The 19092-nt window shown below is 67.5% G+C and carries 19 protein-coding genes; 5 read left to right on the top strand and 14 right to left on the bottom strand.

The window, feature by feature from the left end:
* Positions 1 to 3: 3 nt before the first annotated feature.
* The 3 genes from BST11_RS05155 to BST11_RS05145 are packed head-to-tail and all read right to left on the bottom strand — an operon-like array spanning position 4 to position 4371.
* The gene (locus tag BST11_RS05155; RefSeq protein ID WP_083136901.1) at positions 4 to 2583 is read right to left on the bottom strand and encodes a multicopper oxidase domain-containing protein; all 2580 of its coding nucleotides are present in this window, start codon (positions 2581 to 2583) and stop codon (positions 4 to 6) included.
* Positions 2580 to 3680 carry a hypothetical protein gene (locus BST11_RS05150; RefSeq protein ID WP_083136900.1) on the bottom strand — a complete coding sequence of 367 codons (1101 nt, stop codon included), beginning with the start codon at positions 3678 to 3680 and terminating at the stop codon, positions 2580 to 2582. The genes BST11_RS05155 and BST11_RS05150 overlap by 4 nt, the downstream gene beginning before the upstream one ends.
* Positions 3670 to 4371, bottom strand: a complete 702-nt coding sequence (locus BST11_RS05145; RefSeq protein ID WP_083136899.1) for a helix-turn-helix transcriptional regulator — start codon at positions 4369 to 4371, stop codon at positions 3670 to 3672. Before BST11_RS05145 ends, BST11_RS05150 begins: the two co-directional genes overlap by 11 nt.
* A 95-nt stretch (positions 4372 to 4466) precedes the next feature.
* On the opposite strand from BST11_RS05145, the gene BST11_RS05140 reads away from it, so the two are divergent.
* A complete protein-coding gene (locus BST11_RS05140) occupies positions 4467 to 5234 on the top strand; it encodes a DUF2249 domain-containing protein (protein ID WP_083136898.1) in 768 nt (255 codons plus the stop codon).
* Between the two features lie 11 nt (positions 5235 to 5245).
* On the opposite strand, the gene BST11_RS05135 is transcribed toward BST11_RS05140, so the two are convergent.
* The 7 genes from BST11_RS05135 to BST11_RS05105 form a co-directional block, all read right to left on the bottom strand.
* A complete protein-coding gene (locus tag BST11_RS05135) occupies positions 5246 to 5437 on the bottom strand; it encodes a ferredoxin (protein WP_067321085.1) in 192 nt (63 codons plus the stop codon).
* A gap of 16 nt (positions 5438 to 5453) precedes the next feature.
* Complete coding sequence (locus BST11_RS05130; protein ID WP_083136897.1) at positions 5454 to 5927, bottom strand: hemerythrin domain-containing protein; 474 nt, start codon at positions 5925 to 5927, stop codon at positions 5454 to 5456.
* An 8-nt stretch (positions 5928 to 5935) separates the two neighbouring features.
* Positions 5936 to 6397, bottom strand: a complete 462-nt coding sequence (locus tag BST11_RS05125) for an OsmC family peroxiredoxin (protein WP_083136896.1) — start codon at positions 6395 to 6397, stop codon at positions 5936 to 5938.
* Positions 6398 to 6513: 116 nt separating this feature from the next.
* A complete protein-coding gene (locus BST11_RS05120; RefSeq protein WP_244897532.1) occupies positions 6514 to 7659 on the bottom strand; it encodes a mandelate racemase/muconate lactonizing enzyme family protein in 1146 nt (381 codons plus the stop codon).
* Positions 7660 to 7676: 17 nt separating this feature from the next.
* A complete protein-coding gene (locus BST11_RS05115) occupies positions 7677 to 8003 on the bottom strand; it encodes a carboxymuconolactone decarboxylase family protein (RefSeq protein ID WP_067321073.1) in 327 nt (108 codons plus the stop codon).
* A gap of 30 nt (positions 8004 to 8033) precedes the next feature.
* The gene (acnA, locus tag BST11_RS05110; RefSeq protein ID WP_083136895.1) at positions 8034 to 10838 is read right to left on the bottom strand and encodes an aconitate hydratase AcnA; all 2805 of its coding nucleotides are present in this window, start codon (positions 10836 to 10838) and stop codon (positions 8034 to 8036) included.
* Positions 10839 to 10855: 17 nt separating this feature from the next.
* Complete coding sequence (locus BST11_RS05105; RefSeq protein ID WP_068214518.1) at positions 10856 to 11845, bottom strand: Acg family FMN-binding oxidoreductase; 990 nt, start codon at positions 11843 to 11845, stop codon at positions 10856 to 10858.
* Between the two features lie 88 nt (positions 11846 to 11933).
* Here BST11_RS05105 and BST11_RS05100 point away from each other — a divergent pair, with 88 nt between their 5' ends.
* Positions 11934 to 12665, top strand: a complete 732-nt coding sequence (locus BST11_RS05100) for a helix-turn-helix transcriptional regulator (RefSeq protein ID WP_083136894.1) — start codon at positions 11934 to 11936, stop codon at positions 12663 to 12665.
* On the top strand, positions 12658 to 13119 hold the full coding sequence (locus BST11_RS05095; protein WP_067321060.1) for a group III truncated hemoglobin: 462 nt from the start codon (positions 12658 to 12660) through the stop codon (positions 13117 to 13119). Before BST11_RS05100 ends, BST11_RS05095 begins: the two co-directional genes overlap by 8 nt.
* A 3-nt stretch (positions 13120 to 13122) precedes the next feature.
* On the opposite strand, the gene BST11_RS05090 is transcribed toward BST11_RS05095, so the two are convergent.
* From BST11_RS05090 to BST11_RS05080, 3 genes are all read right to left on the bottom strand, one after another.
* Positions 13123 to 13869, bottom strand: coding sequence for a succinate dehydrogenase/fumarate reductase iron-sulfur subunit (locus BST11_RS05090; RefSeq protein WP_083136893.1), 747 nt, complete (start codon positions 13867 to 13869; stop codon positions 13123 to 13125).
* Entirely contained in the window at positions 13866 to 15608 is a 1743-nt protein-coding gene (gene ctaD / locus BST11_RS05085; protein WP_083137021.1) for an aa3-type cytochrome oxidase subunit I, read from the bottom strand. Before ctaD ends, BST11_RS05090 begins: the two co-directional genes overlap by 4 nt.
* A 222-nt stretch (positions 15609 to 15830) precedes the next feature.
* On the bottom strand, positions 15831 to 17561 hold the full coding sequence (locus tag BST11_RS05080; protein ID WP_083137020.1) for a molybdopterin-dependent oxidoreductase: 1731 nt from the start codon (positions 17559 to 17561) through the stop codon (positions 15831 to 15833).
* Positions 17562 to 17684: 123 nt separating this feature from the next.
* Between BST11_RS05080 and fdxA the strand changes: the two genes are divergently transcribed.
* On the top strand, positions 17685 to 18038 hold the full coding sequence (gene fdxA / locus BST11_RS05075; protein WP_067326283.1) for a ferredoxin: 354 nt from the start codon (positions 17685 to 17687) through the stop codon (positions 18036 to 18038).
* 11 nt (positions 18039 to 18049) lie between these two features.
* Positions 18050 to 18709: a helix-turn-helix transcriptional regulator gene (locus tag BST11_RS05070; protein WP_083136892.1), complete on the top strand. Its 660-nt coding sequence runs from the start codon at positions 18050 to 18052 to the stop codon at positions 18707 to 18709.
* 10 nt (positions 18710 to 18719) lie between these two features.
* Here BST11_RS05070 and BST11_RS05065 read toward each other — a convergent pair whose 3' ends face one another.
* Complete coding sequence (locus BST11_RS05065; protein ID WP_205781703.1) at positions 18720 to 19007, bottom strand: hypothetical protein; 288 nt, start codon at positions 19005 to 19007, stop codon at positions 18720 to 18722.
* Positions 19008 to 19092 lie beyond the last annotated feature (85 nt).

The raw sequence follows: 19092 nt of genomic DNA, 5'->3' as shown, positions 1-19092 counted from the left end.
CCGTTATCGACCGGCCACCTCGATGATGCCGTGGGCGCCGCGTTCGGCGTCGACCATCGCGTGTGACACGAACGGGTACCGGCCGGGCTGACCGAAGGCCAATTCGACGAATCCCCCTTGGGCCGCGAACAAGCCGAGCGTCTGCGCGCCGCCCGCGCCCATGCGCAGCCGGTAGTCGCCCTCGGACCACACGGTGTCGAACTGGCCCCCGACGACGTGGAAGGAGGTGCCGCGGTTCGGTCCGGCGGCGAGCACCCAGATGCGCACCCGCTCGCCCACCCGGGCCGTCAGTGGCGCATGGTCGTATTGGCGGGCGTAGCCGTTGAACACCACCAGGTCTGGCCTGTCCGCCGCGACCTTGTCCGCGTCGGCCTCGCCTCCGGGGGCGCCGAGGTACATCTCCGACTGCACGACCACGTATTCGCGGTCGACGCGCGGCAGGCCCGGTGGGTCGATGATCACCGCCCCGAACATGCCGTTGGCGATGTGCAGCGACATCGGCATCGTCGAACAGTGGTACAGCCAGATGCCCGCCCGCGTCGCGGTGAACCGGTACACCAGACGCTCGCCGGGCTGGATGGTCCGCATCGGTTCGTCGGGGGCCAGCGCTCCCGCGTGGAAGTCGATCGAATGCCCGGTGGTGCCGTCGTTGACGAGCGTGATCTCAAAGACGTCGCCGATCTTGCCGCGCAAGGTGGGGCCGGGAGCGGTACCGCCAAATGTCCACAGCCGCTGGCTGATTCCGGGGGAGACCTCCCGCTCGATCTCGGTCACCGGCAGCGTGATGCGGTGATCGGCCGTGGCCGGTGGCGCCGTGGCGTCGCGCGGGGCGAAGCCCGGGCCGGGATTCGCGCCGAGGCTGCGCGCGATGGCGGCGGGAGGGATCACAACACCGCCCGCCGGGTCGTGGTGGCCGCCGTGCTTGGAATCCGTTGCGGGAGGGGGCGTGCCGGTCACCCGGACGGTAAACGTCATGCCCATCTGCCGATGGCCGGCGACCGCGCACCAGCCGTCGAGGCTGGAGCCGATCACCCCCGCGTCGAGGACGGACGTCTCGCCGGGGGCGAGGCGTCCGGTGCGGGTGCCGTTGGACAGCACCAGGTCGTGTTGGTCGGTGCCGGTGTTGGCGAGGGTGATCAGCAGCCGGTCTCCGGCGGCGACCTCCACCGTGTCGGGCACGAAGCGCATGCCCTCGACCCGGACCGAGGCGGTCGTGGTGTGCCCGGTGGCGGTGACGGCGAGCCGAGGGGACGTCCCGATGCCGACCGACGCGGGATCGGCGGCCACTCCGGCCGCGGCGGCCAGCACGACGACCGCGAACCCCGCGGCGGCGGCGCCGAGCCGTCGACCCGGCGGGGCCGCCTGGGGTTGGCCCGCAACCGATGCGGTGTCCCGATTCCGGTGTGCCCGCCACACCGCCCGTACCAGCAGTGGCAGGAAGGCCGCGTAGGAAACCAGCACCAGCATCGACGCGGCGACCCGGACCAGGCTCGGCGTCGGGAGCACACAGAGCAACAGCCCGGCATTGGCGACGGCCAGCCGCCACGGAGCGCCCCGCTCGAGCTCGACCGCGGCGGCCATCGTGGCGGCCCGGCCGCCCATCACGACGGGGGTCAGGTAGGTCAGCGATCCGAGCAGCACCTGCACCAGGAAGCCGGCCAGCACCGGCGCGGTGAGATAGCCGGCCGCCGCGACGGCGTCCGGCCAGGTCGGCGCAGTCGCCGGCGCGACGGCGGCGAACGCCAGCGATCCGATCAGCCACGCCACGCCCGCCAGCACGGACAGGGTCGCGAAGTCGCCGGGCCGCTTGCGGCGGATCTCGTCGAGGTGCGGCCAGAGCACCAACCCGGCGGCGCCGAGGTAGCCGAGGGCGCCCGCCGCGGTGATCGGCGGTGATCCCGTCAGCGCACCGCCGGCGGCCACGGCGAGGGCGGCCAGCAGCGCGGGCAACCCGCGGCCGGCGGCCGCCTCGACCCCGGCGGCCATCCGGGTGCGCAGCATCGTCGGCCACAGCGTGACCAGCGTGCCCAGCACCGTGAGCCCCACCCAGCCGAACAGGTTCACCACCGTATGGGCGATGACGAACCGCTCGTGGAGGCGGCCGGGCAGCGCCGAATGCGCCATCGCCACACCGAATCCCGCACCGATGGCCAGGAATGCCGTCGCGGCGACGTAGTAGCGCACGGTGACGCCGAAGCGCGACGGCAGTGCGGTGCGCAACTGCCGAAGCAGGATGGCCCCGTGCGCGAGGGCGACGACGCCGACCACGGCGCCGCCGACCAGCACGATCGGCCACCACCGGCCCAGCATGCCCGCGACCGCCGTGACGGCACCGGCGTTGAACGCCGCGATCACCAACGCTTCCGCGGTCCGCGTCGGATCCGGCGCCCGGCGCAGCAACGCGTCGGTGAAATGCCGGCTCCAGATCAGGATCGCGTTGCCGGCGGCGCCCAGCGCAAGCAGGTGGATCAGCAGCCAGCCCGACATCGGAAGAAACCGATGGCCGACCGCTACCGCGACGAGGGCCGCAAGCCAGGCGAACACCACCGCCCCGGCGCGCACGTGCCATCCCGACCGGTTCATGCCGCCACCCGAGTGGCGGCACGGGACGCCGAGCAGACGGCCACGACGATAAAGCCAAGCACGGCAACGATGTTCAACACGCCACCCACCTGCACGGCCCATTGGACGTCGCGGGCGTCACCGACGGCCAGCCGCAGCAGCAACGACATATGCAACAGGGCCACCGGACCATACATCAAGCGGGTGTAGGGCAGCGGGCGGCGCAACACGGCCGGCAGGATCACCGGCGCGTGCGCCATGATCATCGACAGCACGAACCCCAGCATCACCGCATGCACCACCGCGTCGTAGCCGCGTGCGGAATCCTCGGGGGCGACCTGACCGGCCAGCAGCCAGGCCGACGCCGGCACCAACAACCACACGTAACCGGCGAGCAGGCACACCGCCATGTAGCGGGTCAGGCCGGTCGAGCGCACGGTGTGGCGGGCGACGTCGAACCGGCCCAGCCACATCACCGCGGCCAACAGCGTTGCGCCGAGCAACGGATAGCCGGGCGCCGGCCACAACAATGCGGCGACGGTGGCAGCGACCATCGCCCCGGCGGCGAGGGTGAGAAGCGACTCGGCTCGGGTGCCGAGCATCGCGACGCGCGCGAGCTCGAGGCGTTCCCCGACGATCGTGAGGATCAGGAAGCCCGAAAGCCACGGCAGTAGGTCGGGAACCGGTACGCCGCCCAGCCACAGCAGCGCCGCGCCGGTCGCCAGCACCGCGCCGGCAACCTGAACCAGCACCGCCACGTCGGCGCTCCGCCGCCACAGCGAGACATACACCGCAACCAGCGCCGCGGAGCCCGCGAGCAGCAACGCACCGCCGAGGTTTCGGGGCGCCCGGCTGATCAGCAGCATCGCGCCGGCGCCGAGGAACATCGGGCCGAGGTAGCCCCACCAGCGCTGCGCGGCCACGGCCCGCTCCAGCGCGATCACCGTGCCGACGAAGCCGAGCACCAGCAGCGGGCCGTGCACCTCGGACAGCCGGGTCGTCTCGACCGGCGCGGGCAGGCCGAGCAGCATCAGCGCGGCATCGAGCCCGGCCAGCAACGCGAATCCGCCGGGTACCAAAAGCAGTGCGCGGGATGGGATTCGGTGGTCAGTCCTCATGCCGCACCACGGGATCGGGCAGGAACAGCCGGCAGGCGCCGGGTTCGGCGAACGGGATGAGATCGAGACCCGCTCGCCGCTGGACGCCGAGGCGCTCGAGCATCCCCTCGACGATGCCGAGATGCACCTGGCAGACGACGGCGGGGTAGCGGCGGGCCGCGTCGAGCAGAGGACAGCGGCGCAACGCGATGCCGCGCGGGTCGTCGGCGTCGGCGTCTGGCGCGAAGCCGAGACGGTCCAGCGCCGTAAGGATGGACTGCCGCGCATCGTCGCCGGCTTCGCTCGACTCGTCGATGAGTTCGCGCCCCCACTCGACGCCGGCGGCCCGCGCGTCGCGCTCCGGTTGGGCGCTGCTGCGCGCCAGATGCCCGGCCAGCGCGGTCGCCAGGCCCGCGTAGTCGCGGACCGCCACGGTGGGGTCGGCGGCCGACGCCCGATACACCACGGCCGGGCGCCCGCGTCCCACCGCGGTCGCGCTCGCCCGCTCGACGAGTCCGAACCCGACTATCGCGTCGAGGTGCTCGCGAACGGTGTTGGGGTGCAAGTCCAGAGCGACGGCCGTGTCGGCGACCCGGACGGGGGAGTGCGCGCGGACGTACTCGAGCACCCGCAGCCGCTGCCCGGACAGCGCCACCGGGGCCTGCAGGACCGGCGTCGGTTCGGGACCCAGGACCAACGGCTCTTTTTTCACGGAATATACTGTAGTAAATTATTGGTCGATGCACATAGGGCATTGAGTCACATTCGCGTGAGCGGATTCTCCGGATTCGAGGGAAGGAACCTGACATGCCAGCCAACGATGTGATCGTCGCGTCCACGGCCGCCGACGCCGAGGCGGTGGAAGCGATCACGAACCACCACGCGCAGCTCGCCGGGCAGCTCGCGGTGCTCACCGACGCGATGCTGGCCGCCCTCGAGCGCGGTGCGGAATTCGAGCCGGCACGCGCCGCGGCCCTGGTCTTCCTGAACGGTGAGCTGCTGCCGCACGCCACCGCCGAAGAGGAGCGGCTGTACCCGGCCGCCACCCGCACCGAGCGCGCCCGTCCCCTGGTCGAATCGATGATCGCGGCGCACCGCGTCATCGGCTCCCTCGTCGACAGCATCCGTACGGAACCGCCGGTGCGCGCGGCGGGGTCCGGCCGAGCCCTGCGGGTGCTGTTCGACGCACACCTGGCCGACGAGAACGAGCGCATCCTGCCGATCGTCGCCGCCGATCCGGATGTCTCCCTCGTCGAGGTCACCCACGGCATGCACGAGCTCCTCGGCGATGCCCACCCGGCCGACGGCGCCGAGCCGTCACACGCCTGCGGCTGTGGCGAATCCGATGCCGACGATCCCGTGCTCGACGTACGTGAGGTGCCGCACTCGATTCGGCACGCGACCGTCTTCGGCGCGTTCGACGCCGTGCCGGATGGCGGCACGTTGGTCCTGGTGGCGCCCCACGACCCGATCCCCCTGCTGCGCCAGCTCGACTACCGCGCTTCGGGGCGCCTCGGAATCGAGTACGAGCAGCGTGGTCCGGAGGCGTGGCGGCTACGGCTTACCAAGAGGTAGGCCCCGCGCCGTCAGTCCTTGCGGGACAGCGCCGCGCGCGGGCACGCGGCGATGGCCTTCTCGACGAGCTCCTCCTGCTCGACCGGAACGGGGTCCGCGATGACGACGGCGTACTCGTCGTCGTCGAGCTGGAACACCTCGGGCGCGAGATTCGTGCAAAAGGCGTTGCCCTCACAGCGATCACGGTCCACTACGACGCGCATGAGATTCCTCCTTCGATCATGCACCCGCCTGCTGGCACACCCACCCGTCTGGAGTGCGCCCGGATTCCAGGAACCGCGTCAGTTCCGCACTCGTGTGGGGTGGCAGGCCGGTGTCCGCGTTCGGATAGATGACCGGCTCCTCCTTGGAGTTGTGCTGATGAAGTTGATCCAGCAGCTGCGCGCAGGTCTCGGTCAACCGCGCGCTGTCGCTCCCTTCGGCGAGTAGATCCGCCAAGGCGTCCATCGTGCGCCACAGCTCACCGTGTTCGCGCAGCATCACGAAGACCGGCATCACCACCCCGGCCTCCCGGATCGGCGGGAAAAGGAAGATCTCCTCGGCGTAGATGTGCCGGCGCAGCGCTTCCAATGCCCCGGTGAGCAGTTCGGGCTGCAGGCTGCCGCGGTCGAGCTTTTCGATGAAAGTCTCTATCGCGGCGTCGATTTCGCGGTGCTCGCGCGTCAGGACGTCGGACAGGGCCGGGCTGGTCATCGGTGCTCCTATGCGCCGGCCGATGCGGTCTCGTCGAGTTCGGCGTCGACACTGATGTTGGCGCCGGCGAACAGCCGCGACACCGGGCACAGGGCGGCGGCCTGGTTCACCACCGCCGCGAATCCTTCGGAGTCCAGCCCGGGCACGCGCGCCTTGACCCGCAACCGCGACGTGGTGATGGTCGGGACTTCGTCGACCGCGTCCAGGGTGACGGTGGCCGTGACATCGAGCCGCTGGGGCGGTGTGTCGTTCTCACCCAACTTCAACGCCAGCGCCATCGAGAAGCACGACGAATGCGCCGCCGCGAGAAGCTCTTCCGGGCTGGTCTTGCCGCCGGGCTGCTCGGTCCGGGCGGCCCAGGTCAGGGCCAGGCCGTCCAGGGCGCCGCTGCTGCCCTGCGACACCGTGCCATCACCCGACGCCAGCGGGCCTTCCCATGTGGTCTGCGCGGTGCGTTGCGCAATGCTCATACTCCTCGACCCCTTTCTCACATCAATATTTTTACAAGTACGTTTTGTGTAAACTCTAGCCCGTCACGCGCGCACTGACCAGAGCGATTTGGCGGGGCGTGAGACAGCGTCCGTCGTCATGGCGCCGTCATGGTGCCGTTTTGCCGTCGGTAGGCGCCGATGACGTCGGGATCGGGGTCGATTCCCAGGCCCGGCCCCTGCGGGACCGAAACCCGTCCCGCCTTCGGGGCGAAGGCGGGACCGTAGATGGCCGCTTCCAGATCGAACCAGCGCCACTCGATCATCGAGTCGCGGGTGCCCAGCGCGGCGGTGGCATGAAGCGCCGCGAGCAACCCGGGGCCGTCGTAGAAGGAGTGCGTCATCACCGGAACGTTGTGGACGGCCGCGAGGGGAAAGACTTTGCGCAACTCGCTGATCCCGCCCAGTTTGGCCGGGCTCGGCTGAACGAAGTCTATGGCCCTCGCGCTGAGCATTCGCTCGAATTCCAGGAGGGTGGAAGCGTTTTCACCGGCCGAGATCGGAATGCCCGTAGTTCTCCGAAGTTCGGCCAGGCCGCCGAAATTCTCCGGCGGCCACAGTGGTTCCTCGAGAAATTTGAGCCGAACCGCCCCGAGTTCTTCGGCGACAACCCCGGCCTCTGCCAACGTCCAGGAACATCCGGCGTCCACGATCAGCTCGACATCGGGTCCGGCTTCCTCGCGCGCCGCGCGGATCGCCGGCAGGCCGGACTCGTGCAGCTTGATCACGCGAAAGCCGCCGTCGATTGCTTGGCGCACCGCGGCGCGGACCAGCGGGGGATCGGAATAGCAGGCCAGGCTCGCGTAGCACGGCATCGTGGTCTCTCCGCCGCCGAGGAGCCGACACACCGGCGCGTCGGCGAGCTTGCCGGCGATGTCCCACAGGGCGATGTCCACGGCCGACAGCCCATAGGTCAAGGCGCCTCCGCGCCCGAAGACGTGCAGCTTCTTTTGAAGCCCCAGCATCAGCGGCCCGATTCGAGTGGCGTCCTCGCCGATGCATAACGGTGCGATCAGTTCGTCGACGGCAAGCTTGGCCGCATTGACCGCGCGAAAACCGAAGGCTTCCCCCCACCCTTCCACCCCGCCGCGCGTCGTCACCTTGACGAGCAGTGAATCCGCCGCGGACAGTTGGTCGCCCCAGAGCGAAGCGCCGGGTGTGCCGTCGGCCCGGAGCGGGATACGCAGGGGGACCGTTTCGATCTCGGCGATGACCGCGCTGCGGTCTACGGCGGTGCGGACCACGCGACTCCTCTGGGCAACTATTTGGCGAGCTCTTCGAGGGCGAGCGTGGCGTGGGCGTAGGCGCCCCCGGCGCGCATCTCGGCCGCGACCCAGATGGCCTCCATGATCTCGTTGTCGGTGTTGCCTTTCCGGCGCGCGAGCCGCGTGTGGCCCCGGATGCAGTAGGGGCACTGCGTGGTGTGCGCGACCGCGACCGCGATGAGCTGTTTGGTTTTCTCCGGGAGGGCGCCGTCGGCGAACACCGCACGCGAAAACGCCTCGAACGCCTCGTGGGTATGCGGCGCGAGTTTCTTACGGAGGTTGTGGATCTCGGGGGTGGTGGGGTGGTACATCTCCTCGGCCATGGCGCCTTCTTCCTGGGTCGGACTCCGCTGTCAAGGTTGGACGGCGGCGTCGCCGCCGAGCAATTTCCTCAGGACGTACTGCATGATGCCGCCGTGGCGGTAGTAGTCCGCCTCGCCGGGGGTGTCGACGCGCACGACCGCGTCGAACTCGGCGTCACCCGCTTCGACATGCACCCGCGCCGGGATTTTTTCGTTGAATGTGTCCACACCGGTGATCTCGACGGTTTCTTCGCCGGTGAGGCCGAGCGAGTCCGCGTTCTGCCCTTGGGGAAACTGCAGCGGCAGCACACCCATCCCGATGAGGTTGGAGCGGTGGATGCGTTCGTAGGACTCGGCGATCACGGCACGCACACCGAGCAGAGCGGTGCCCTTGGCGGCCCAGTCCCGCGACGAACCGGATCCGTATTCCTTGCCGGCGAGGATTACCAGAGGAGTGCCCGCGCGCGCGTAGCTCACCGCGGCGTCGTAGATGGTCGCCACCGGGCCGCCGGGCCGGGTGAAGTCGCGCGTCCATCCGCCCTCGGTGCCCGGTGCGAGCTGATTGCGCAGCCGGATGTTAGCGAACGTGCCGCGGATCATCACCTCGTGGTTGCCCCGTCGTGAGCCGTAGGAGTTGAAGTCCTTGGGCGCAATCCCTTGCTCGGACAGGTATTTTCCCGCGGGCGAGTCGGCCTTGATCGAGCCGGCCGGGCTGATGTGGTCGGTGGTGACCGAATCACCCAACTTGGCGAGCACCCGGGCCCCGGTGATGTCGGCAACGGGCTCCGGCTCGCGTGCCATGCGAGCGAAGTAGGGCGGCTTGCGCACATACGTCGACTCCGGGTCCCACCGGAAGGTGTCGCTGTCGGGAACCGGCAGCGAGCGCCAACGCTCGTCCCCGGCGTACACGTCTGCGTAGTCATGGGCGAACATCTCGGCCCGCAGGCAGTTGTCGATGACCTCGGTGACCTCGTCGGCCGAGGGCCAGATGTCGCGCAAATAGACCGGCTTTCCGTCACGACCGTTCCCCAGCGGGTCGTGCAGCAGGTCCGCGTGCAGGGTGCCGGCCAATGCGTAGGCGACTACCAGCAGGGGCGAGGCCAGGAAGTTCATCTTGCATTCCGGGTGGATGCGTCCCTCGAAATTGCGGTTGCCCGACAGCACCGAGCAGACGGTCAGGTCGTTGCCGGTCACCGCCTGGCTCACCTCGGGGATCAGCGGCCCCGAATTGCCGATGCAGGTGGTGCAGCCGTAGCCGACAAGGTTGAAGCCAAGCTTGTCCAAATATGGTGTGAGCCCGGCCTTTTTGTAGTAGTCGGTGACCACGCGCGAACCCGGTGCCAGCGACGTCTTGACCCACGGTTTGCGCGTCAACCCGCTGTCCACCGCTTTTTTCGCCAGCAAGGCCGCGCCAATCATCACCGACGGGTTGGAGGTATTTGTGCAGGAGGTGATCGCTGCGATCACCACGTCCCCGTTATCGATGCTGACGGACTCTTTATCCAGGCTGATCTCGACCGGCTTTCGCGGCCAGTCGGATCCATCACCGTTGGTCTGCGGCGTGTGCGGTGCGTCGCCGGGGTGATCCCGGGAGACGGCGATCGGGTCGCTGGCCGGAAACGACTCCGCGGATGCCTCATCCAGGCCGATTTCCATTGCCTCGGCGTAGGTTCGACCGGCCAGTAGCGCGGCGACCGCCTGCGGAGCGACGCGCAACGGGATGCGGTCCTGCGGGCGTTTGGGTCCGGCGATCGACGGCTCGACACAACCGAGGTCCAGCTCGATCGTCTGCGAGAACGTCGGCTCGTGGTCGGGGCGGTGCCACAGGCCCTGCTCCTTGGCATAGGCCTCCACCAGCCGGATCCGGCTTTCGGGACGACCCGTCAGCCGCAGGTAATCCAGGGTGACGTCATCGATCGGGAAAATTGCGCAGGTTGCGCCGTACTCGGGGCTCATGTTGCCGATAGTGGCGCGGTTGGCCAGAGGTACGTTGGCCACGCCGGGCCCGTAGAACTCGACGAACTTGCCCACCACGCCGGTGCGGCGCAGCAGCTCGGCAACGGTCAGCACCAAATCGGTGGCCGTGGTGCCCGTGGGCAGCTCACCGGTCAGCTTGAGGCCCAGCACCTGCGGAATCAGCATGCTCATCGGTTGCCCGAGCATGGCCGCCTCGGCTTCGATGCCGCCGACGCCCCAACCCAACACCCCTAGCCCGTTGACCATCGGCGTGTGTGAGTCGGTGCCGACCAGCGTGTCCGGGTAGGCGAGCGTTCCGTCCGCGCCCTCGCGCGTGAATACCAGGCGGGACAGGTATTCGAGGTTCACCTGGTGGCAGATGCCGGTGTCCGGAGGCACCACGCGGAAGTCCGCGAAGGCTTGCTGCGCCCACCGCAGCAACTGGTAGCGCTCGGCGTTGCGCTCGAACTCCAACTCGGCGTTGATGCGGAAGGCATCCGGCCTACCGAATACGTCGGCGATCACCGAGTGGTCTATCACCAGCTCGGTCGGGCACAACGGATTGATCTGCTTCGGGTCACCGCCGAGTTCGGTGATGGCATCGCGCATCGCGACCAGGTCCACCACGCATGGCACCCCGGTGAAGTCCTGCATCAACACCCGCGCCGGCGTATAGGCCACCTCCCGGCCGTGCTCGGCAAGGGGATCCCATGCGGCCAGCGCATTGATCTGCTCGGTGGTAACCAAGCGCCCATCCTCATTGCGCAGCAGATTTTCCAGCAAGATCTTCAAGCTGTAGGGCAGCCGATCCGCGCCGTCGATCCGGTCGAGGCGGTGGATGGTGTACGTCTTGTCGCCGACCGCGAACCGATCGAGGGTGCCAAAGCTGTTCGACGCCATCGGAACACCTCCGCGGGTCAGCTCGCCAACCGCAACACGTCGGCGAGCGGACGCCGCGGTGTGGGTGGCGGCGGCGAGTCCAGCGCCGGCGCCACACCGACCCGGATCAGGACCTGGGGCAGGTCGGTGTGGTCGGTCAGCGCCGCGAGGAGCTCGCGGCTGACCGACAGTTCCGTCAGGTGCGACACCGGGCAGGTCGCCAGGCCGGCCATCGTGCATTCCAGCAGCGCGCGCGACAGCGCCTCGCCACACGCCAGCGCGCTGCCGGGGCTGTCGTCGTCGGTGGACAGCATCAGGATCTTCGAGTAGTCCGCGACGATCGCGGTGCGCCGATCTGTGTTGTGGGTGAACGGAAAGGCCCGGTTGACGGCCACCCGGTCGTACTCTGCGACCGATACCAGCGAGCTGTACGGGATACCCTCCGACACCTCGAACGGCGCAGTCCACCAGTGGAGTTCGGAATGATATGCCGAGTCGTAGCGGCGCAGCGATTCGGTGAGTTCGGCCGCTTCGGCGAGGCGCGGACGCATCTCCTCCTCGAGGACGTCCAACCGCACCGCCTCGGTGTCGACGCTGCTGCGCAGCAGGGGCTCGAACGAATCCCAGCCGGTCGGCGCGAAGAACGGGAGCCGATCGGTCCGGCGCTTCAGGATCGCATCGGCGCGGCGGCGCTGCTCGTCGGTGACGCGGTCCGCGGGGACAAACTGCAGCCTGGCCAGGTGTGCCGGGTTGTCCGGAGTGGGAAAGCGCTCCACGTCGGTCGTCCACCCCGCGGCGGCCATGGCCACCCGAAGGTGCTCGAGCGCACCGCCGCAGCCGATGTGGGCCTCCCGCATCGATCGGTCCGCGTGCACGAGGCGGCTCGGATCGAGAAACAGGTCCAGCCGGCCGCCGTCCGCCACCCACCGCCACGGCTGGGTGTTGTACAGCGACGGGGCGCGGCACGCCAGCCGCACAGCGTTCTCGATGACTTCGATTTTCGCGGTCTCCACCACCGTGTCGAACACAGCGCACCTGCCTTGCATCGAGTGCTATTATTAATGAATAATATCCTCTAAATAGCTGGAGGACAACCGGACGAGAGGACGAGTTGGGGTGGACCGGCACGGCGAAGACGCGACCGGGCGACGGCACCGCGCGGGTACCAACCGGCAGCGCCAGCGAGTCCTCGAGCTGGTGCGAGAACACGACGAGCCGGTCGACGCAGCCGAACTCGCAGCCAAACTGGGACTGCACACGACGACGGTGCGGTTCCACCTTGACGCGTTGTGCGATGACGGAGTCGTCGAGCGCACCCGGATAACGAGGACCGGTGTCGGGCGTCCGCGTACCGGCTACCGCGCGGTGCGCGAGCGGCTGGACTATCGAACCCTGGCCGAGATACTGGCGCTGGAACTGGGCGACACCGCCGACGAGCGACGCCGCCGCGCCGAAGCCGTCGGCCGACGATGGGCGGAGCGGATCGGGGCCGAAGACGGTGCGGGGCAACGGGTTACCGACCTCCGTGAACCCGGGACCGTCCTCGAGGAACGAGCCGCGGCGGTGGCCAAGGTATTCGACCGGATGGGATTTGGCCCCGAGCTGGCCCCACCCGAAAGCTCGGCGACCGGCAAGCGGCGGACCATCGAGCTGCACAGCTGCCCGGTCCGCGAGCTGGCCCGGGCCCATCCCGAGGTGGCGTGCGCCATGCACCGCGGAACGCTGCAGGGCCTGCTTAAGAAAGCCGCGGCCCGCGAGGGCGATGCGGTTGACCCGGTGCTGCGGGCCGAGCTCGAACCATTCGTCGAACCCGAACTGTGCCGCGTCCGGGTGACCGCCAATGACTGAGTTGCGGGTACCGATGGGTCAGGCCGTCGCCGATCTCGGCGACCGGGCGGATGTCGAGGCGCTGTTGCGCCGGTTCTACGGCCGGGTAATGCTCGACGACACGCTCGGCGAGCCCTTCGCCGAGTTACGCAGCGCGGGCCTGGATTCGCACATTCCGGTGATGGCCGACTTCTGGGAGACCGCGCTCTTTCGCGCCGGACTCTACCGGGGCAGCGCGCTGCATGCCCACCGCCGCGTCCATCAGCGAACCCCGCTCAGCGGCCGCCACTTTGTCCGATGGCTGACCGTATGGAACGACACCGTTGACGAGATGTTCTCCGGACCCGTCGCCGATCGTGCCAAGGTCCAGGGCACCCGGATCGCCTGGGCCATGCACCGACGGCTAACCGGCACGGACACACCCGAGCTCGACGCCCTCATCACACGCGGAACGCTTGGGAAACAGCCGAACTGAGCGCTACCGGCGGAAGAGCCTGCGTCCCAGCCAGACCACCGGGTCATACCTGCGGCCGGTGACGCGTTCCTTCATCGGGATGATGGCGTTGTCGGTGATCTTGATGTGCTCCGGGCAGACCTCGGTGCAACATTTGGTGATGTTGCATAGGCCCAGGCCGTACTGGTCCTGGGCCAGGTCCCGCCGGTCGGCCGTGTCGAGCGGGTGCATCTCCAGCTCGGCCAGGCGAATGAAGAAGCGGGGCCCGGCGAACGCCTTCTTGTTCTCGTCATGGTCGCGGATCACGTGGCAGACGTCCTGACACAGGAAGCATTCGATGCACTTGCGGAACTCCTGCGAGCGCTGGACGTCGACCTGGGCCATCCGATACTCACCGGGCCGCAGGTCCTTCGGGGGTGCGAAAGACGGTATCTCCCGAGCCTTTTCGTAGTTGAACGACACATCGGTGACCAGATCACGAATCACCGGGAAGGCGCGCATCGGTGTGACGGTGACGGTCTCGTTCTCGGCGAAGTTTGACATGCGGGTCATGCACATCAGCAGGGGATAGCCGTTGATCTCCGCCGAGCAGGAACCGCATTTGCCCGCTTTGCAGTTCCAGCGGACCGCGAGGTCCGGGGCTTGCGTCGCCTGCAACCGATGGATGACGTCGAGCACCACCTCGCCCTCGTTGACCTCGACGGAAAAGTCGCGGAGATCACCGCCGCTCGCGTCGCCCCGCCACACCCGGATCTTCGCACTGTAGGTCATGGCCCCTGTCCCGCCCGGCGTTTCTCCCGGTCGGCACCGGTGTCGTGGTGGGCTTTGTGCCCGACGTGCGCCTCGGCGCGTAGCCGCTCCACCATGTGCGGGTAGTGCAGCTCGAAAGCCGGGCGCTCCGAACGGATCCGGGGCAGCTCGGTGAAGTTGTGCCGCGGCGGCGGGCAACTGGTCGCCCACTCCAGCGAGTTCCCGTGTCCCCACGGGTCGTCGACCGTGACAGGTTCTCCGAAGCGCCAACTCCTGAACACGTTCCACACGAACGGCAGCATCGAGGCGCCAAGAATCAAGGCGCCGATGGTGGAGACGATGTTGAGCGACTGGAAGCCGTCGGTGGGCAGGTAGTCGGCATAACGGCGGGGCATGCCCATGTTGCCCAGCCAGTGCTGCACCAAAAACGTCGTGTGAAAGCCGATGAACGTCAACCAGAAATGCAGCTTGCCCAGCCGCTCGTCGAGCAGCCGGCCCGTCATCTTCGGGAACCAGAAGTAGATGCCGGCGAACGTGGAGAACACGATCGTTCCGAACAACACGTAGTGGAAATGCGCCACCACAAAATAGGTGTCGGTGACATGGAAGTCGATCGGCGGACTGGCCAGCATGACCCCGGACAGCCCGCCCAGCAGGAAGGTCACCAGGAAGCCCACCGAGAACAGCATCGGGGTTTCAAACGTCAGCTGTCCCTTCCAGATGGTGCCGATCCAGTTGACGAACTTGATCCCGGTCGGCACCGCGATGAGATAGCTCATGAACGAAAAGAACGGCAGCAAAACGGCTCCGGTGGCGAACATGTGGTGCGCCCACACCGCCACCGACAGCGCCGCGATCGACAGCGTGGCATAGATCAATGTGGTGTAACCGAAGATCGGCTTGCGCGAGAACACCGGCACCACCTCGCTGATGATGCCGAAGAACGGCAGCGCGATGACGTACACCTCGGGATGGCCGAAGAACCAGAACAGGTGCTGCCACAGGATCACCCCGCCGTTGGCCGCGTCGTAGACGTGGGCGCCCAGGTGCCGGTCGGCGGCCAGCCCGAACAGCGCCGCGGTCAGCAACGGGAAGATGATCAGCACCAGGATCGAGGTGATCAGGATGTTCCAGGTGAAAATCGGCATCCGGAACATCGTCATCCCGGGCGCGCGCATGCACACCACGGTGGTGATCATGTTGACCGCGCCCAGGATGGTGCCCAGACCACCGACGGCCAGGCCCACGATCCACAGGTCGCCTCCGGCGCCCGGACTGTTGACCGCGCTGGACAAGGGCGTGTAAGCGGTCCAACCGAAGTCGGCGGCCCCACCCGGGGTGATGAACCCCCCCAAAGCGATCAGCGCGCCGAATACGAACAGCCAAAATGACAGGGCATTGAGCCGCGGGAACGCCACGTCGGGCGCGCCGATCTGCAGCGGCAGCACCAGGTTGGCGAACCCGAACACGATCGGGGTCGCATAGAACAGCAGCATGATCGTGCCGTGCATGGTGAACAGCTGGTTGAACTGCTCATTGGACAAAAACTGCAGCCCGGGCGCGGCCAACTCGGTGCGCATCAACAGCGCCAGCAACCCGCCGATGAAAAAGAAGATGAAGCAGGCGACGCAGTACATGATGCCGATCAGCTTGTGATCGGTCGTGGTGATCAGCTTGTACAGGAGGCTGCCCCGCGGCCCCTGGCGCGGGGGGAAGGGGCGGCGCGCCACCAATACCCGCGGAGACACTTCGGTAGCCATCACACCCTCCATTGCTCGGATCTTCGACCTACCTCGGCCGTCGGCCGGCGTGGTCCAACCCCCGTCCGGTTCGCGTCGCCGTCGCACCTCGGGATCGTTGTCAGCCATGGGTTTTCGCACTTCCCATGGTTTATACGAGCGCAGTTGTGTAAACACTACCGCATGGTTACGCGATAGGGAAGCTCTGCCGTGTCGCCTTGGTCACTCGCCGTTGGATACGGGTCAGATGGTTTGGTGCCGACCGAAGAATTCGTGGTCTTCGTTGTAGCCGCCGTGACCACTGCCGACCTCGGAGTAGTGCGCGACGAACTCAATGCCTTTGAGCCACTTCACATGGCGGAAGCCGTGTTGCAACTCGTTACGTAGCCGCAGGGGCGCGCCGTGCCCGTAGCTCACGGGTTTGCCGTTCATGTCGTAGGCAAGCATGGTCAGGTGGTGGCTCATCTGCTCGATCGGATGCGCGGCGTAGTAGATACCGCCGTCGGCACCGGCGCCCAACGAGTAGAACACCACCCACTTGGCTTCTGGCCGCGGCTTGACGATGTCCATGATCGTCCGCATCGACACGCCGCCCCATTTGGCGACACCCGACCAACCCTGGATGCAGAAGTGCTGGGTGATCTGCTCGTGGTACTGCAGGTCGCGCAAGTCGGCTAAGGAGAACTCGGTGGGATGCTCGACGAGGCCGTAGACGCGCAACCGCCAATCCACGAAGTTGTTCTTCTCGAGTTCTTTGTACTCAACGGTTTCCGGGTAGGTGCCGTTGTGCCACAAGTACGGGGAGATGTCGTTGTCGGTGAATGCGCCGGGCTTCGGGTTGGCGTGTTCGAACCACCGCTGCAGCGGCCCGACGAGCGCGTAGCCGACCCGTTGGACCACGCGGGGATGGCGATAGGTGAATGGCGTGGCGAGCACCCAGGCGGCGGCGACCACCACCATGGCCCCGGTAAACATCGCGAACCCGACCCAGCCGTCGTCGTCGCGGCCGGCGAACATGTGGTTGAGGTTGCGCAAAGCTTCGGTGGTGAAGACGAGCGTGACGTGGACGACGACAAACAACAGGAAGTAACACAGCACCAGGAAATGCATCGACCGTGCCGCCTGGATGCTGATCCGCTTGCTGATCGCGGTGAAGCGCATCGACATGGCCGGCGACATCCCAAGTCCGGTGATCAGTGCGAGCGGTGCCGCGACGAACACGGTGGTGAAGTACGCGAGCAGCTGCAGCGCGTTGTAGGCCACCCAGGTGTTGTCCGCCGGCCAGTCCAGTGACAGGTACTGGATCGCAACCGAGGCCGCGTTGGGAAAGACGTCCCAGCTGGTCGGAACGATGCGTCGCCATTGGCCGGTAACGAACAACAGCAGGTAGAACACCGCGCCGTTGAGCAGCCACAGCACGTCGATGCCAAGGTGCCACCACCGCGCCAAGCCGATCGAATGGCGAATTCCGGGTAATCCCAGATGGCCCGGCAACGAAACCGAATCGTCCTTGGCCGTCCACAGCGGGTCGTCCGGCACCGGCCCCGTGAAGCGCAGCCACTCGTCGGTGCCCGGGGTCGAGTTGCGGCTGAAATACAGCCGTGGATGGTCGCACAGAATCTGAATTCCTGAGCGGACGATGAACATCATCAAGAACAGGTTGAAGAAATGCGTCCAGTCCACCCAGGCGGGGATGCCCGGGTTGATTCCGGCAGGCACCCGTGCGCCGGGATATCGCTGGACGAACGCCTGGACGGCGGGCGTGTTGTGCAGGCCTTTGCCCACCGCCACCGCCGCGATCAGCAGGGCGAACCCGACTGGGATGAGCCACAACGGATTCACCCACTTGTCACGGCCGATGCGTAGCCGCGGTGCGGTCGCCCGCTTGTCCTCGATCCCGCCGGCCCAGGTCTGCGGGTCGACGATGTCCTCGGCGAGGCGCAGCTCGGTGCGGTAGTCGGCGACCTGATGCACGTTGCCGGCGTCGTGGTCGCCCCGCACCCATCGATAGGGGTTCCGGACGCGGGTCTCGTTGTCGGTCACGGGGGCTCGCACTTCCTCTAGTTTATACAAGCACCATTGTGTAAACTCTACGCCATGGCATACGTGATCGGAAAGCCATGTGTTGACGTGATGGACCGGGCCTGCGTGGAGGAGTGCCCGGTGGACTGCATCTACGAGGGCGGCCGGTCGCTCTACATCCACCCCGACGAGTGTGTGGACTGCGGCGCGTGCGAGCCGGTCTGCCCCGTTCAGGCGATCTACTACGAGGACGACCTGCCCGAAGAGCTGCAGCCGTATCAGGCTGACAACGCGGCGTTCTTCTTCGATGCCCTCCCCGGCAGGGACGAGCCCCTGGGGTCACCGGGCGGGGCCGCCAAGGTGGGCCCGCTGGGTGTCGACACACCGCTGGTGGCCGGCCTGCCAAGGCAGGACACGCAGCACGCGTGAGTGCGGTTGGCATGTCACGTGGGAGGCCATCGCGTCGCCGCCGTGATGTGCTGCGGGTATTGAAGGCGGCGTCCAGCCCCATGAGCATCACGGCTATCGCCAAAGTGCTTGGCGTGCACCCCAACACGGTTCGCTTCCACCTCAACACGTTGCTCAACGACGGTCGGGTGGAGCACATCGAGCCGTACCGCAAGCGACCGGGGCGCCCGCCGCTGATGTTTCGCGCGATCCCGCAGATGGACCGCCACGGGCCTCGCCGTTATCGGTTGCTGGCCGAAATTCTCGCGGCAGGCCTTGCCTCCGCCCGCGATCCGAGCGCCAAGGCGCAGGCCGCCGGTCGTGTGTGGGGTCGGCGGTTGACGGCGTCGGAGCAACAGCGGGAAAAGACGAGCAGCGACGAATCGATCGACCACCTCGTCGGCGTGCTCGACGAGTTCGGCTTTGCCCCCGAACGCCGCAAATCCGATGGGCAGCAATGGATTGACTTGCGGCATTGCCCGTTCCTGGAGCTCGCCGAGACCCGAACCGAGGTCGTGTGCCCCGTCCACCTGGGGATGATGCAAGGGGTGCTGGAAAGCCAAGCGGCGCCGGTTGGCGTCGACCGCCTGGACCCGTTCGTCGAACCGGACCTGTGCGTCGCCCACCTGACGCCGCTGGAAAACGCCGAATGAGCCCGATTGGTTAACGCCAGCTGGCCGGTAGGTCGATGATGTGGTTGGGACAGAATTGCTGGGTGGCCAGGGACATGACGTCGCGCGCGGCCTGGGCCGACATCTTCGCGCGCAGCATCATGAACGCGTATTCCGCTGGCGCGTAACCCGCTTCGGGCCCGGCCGGGTCGTCCATCAACTGGCAGGCCTCCTTCTCCAGGTCGCTGTCGGCGCGCGCCATAGCGGAGCCGATCGCCGAGCCGAACAGCGACGCCAGGCCGACGAGCCCGCCGGCGGCGATCTTCGTCAACTTCCCCAATGGCGTTTCACCTTCAGTCGCGCACCTTGCCGGCCAGTGTAGGGGGCGGCGTTTTTCCCGCCAATATGCCGCAGGCCCCGCGGTC

The sequence above is a fragment of the Mycobacterium alsense genome, assembly GCF_002086635.1.
GTDB classification, from domain to species: Bacteria; Actinomycetota; Actinomycetes; order Mycobacteriales; family Mycobacteriaceae; genus Mycobacterium; species Mycobacterium alsense.
This window is presented reverse-complemented; position numbering and strand designations above follow the sequence as displayed.

What these genes read in the sequence shown, in the direction of transcription:
- BST11_RS05140 (WP_083136898.1), top strand. Translation starts at nt 4,467, where the DNA reads ATGCCAGCCAACGATGTGATCGTCGCGTCCACGGCCGCCGACGCCGAG.
- BST11_RS05150 (WP_083136900.1), bottom strand. Translation starts at nt 3,680, where the DNA reads ATGAGGACTGACCACCGAATCCCATCCCGCGCACTGCTTTTGGTACCC.
- BST11_RS05130 (WP_083136897.1), bottom strand. Translation starts at nt 5,927, where the DNA reads ATGACCAGCCCGGCCCTGTCCGACGTCCTGACGCGCGAGCACCGCGAA.
- ctaD (WP_083137021.1), bottom strand. Translation starts at nt 15,608, where the DNA reads ATGGCTACCGAAGTGTCTCCGCGGGTATTGGTGGCGCGCCGCCCCTTC.
- BST11_RS05155 (WP_083136901.1), bottom strand. Translation starts at nt 2,583, where the DNA reads ATGAACCGGTCGGGATGGCACGTGCGCGCCGGGGCGGTGGTGTTCGCC.
- BST11_RS05135 (WP_067321085.1), bottom strand. Translation starts at nt 5,437, where the DNA reads ATGCGCGTCGTAGTGGACCGTGATCGCTGTGAGGGCAACGCCTTTTGC.
- acnA (WP_083136895.1), bottom strand. Translation starts at nt 10,838, where the DNA reads ATGGCGTCGAACAGCTTTGGCACCCTCGATCGGTTCGCGGTCGGCGAC.
- fdxA (WP_067326283.1), top strand. Translation starts at nt 17,685, where the DNA reads ATGGCATACGTGATCGGAAAGCCATGTGTTGACGTGATGGACCGGGCC.
- BST11_RS05090 (WP_083136893.1), bottom strand. Translation starts at nt 13,869, where the DNA reads ATGACCTACAGTGCGAAGATCCGGGTGTGGCGGGGCGACGCGAGCGGC.
- BST11_RS05115 (WP_067321073.1), bottom strand. Translation starts at nt 8,003, where the DNA reads ATGGCCGAGGAGATGTACCACCCCACCACCCCCGAGATCCACAACCTC.
- BST11_RS05125 (WP_083136896.1), bottom strand. Translation starts at nt 6,397, where the DNA reads ATGAGCATTGCGCAACGCACCGCGCAGACCACATGGGAAGGCCCGCTG.
- BST11_RS05070 (WP_083136892.1), top strand. Translation starts at nt 18,050, where the DNA reads ATGTCACGTGGGAGGCCATCGCGTCGCCGCCGTGATGTGCTGCGGGTA.
- BST11_RS05095 (WP_067321060.1), top strand. Translation starts at nt 12,658, where the DNA reads ATGACTGAGTTGCGGGTACCGATGGGTCAGGCCGTCGCCGATCTCGGC.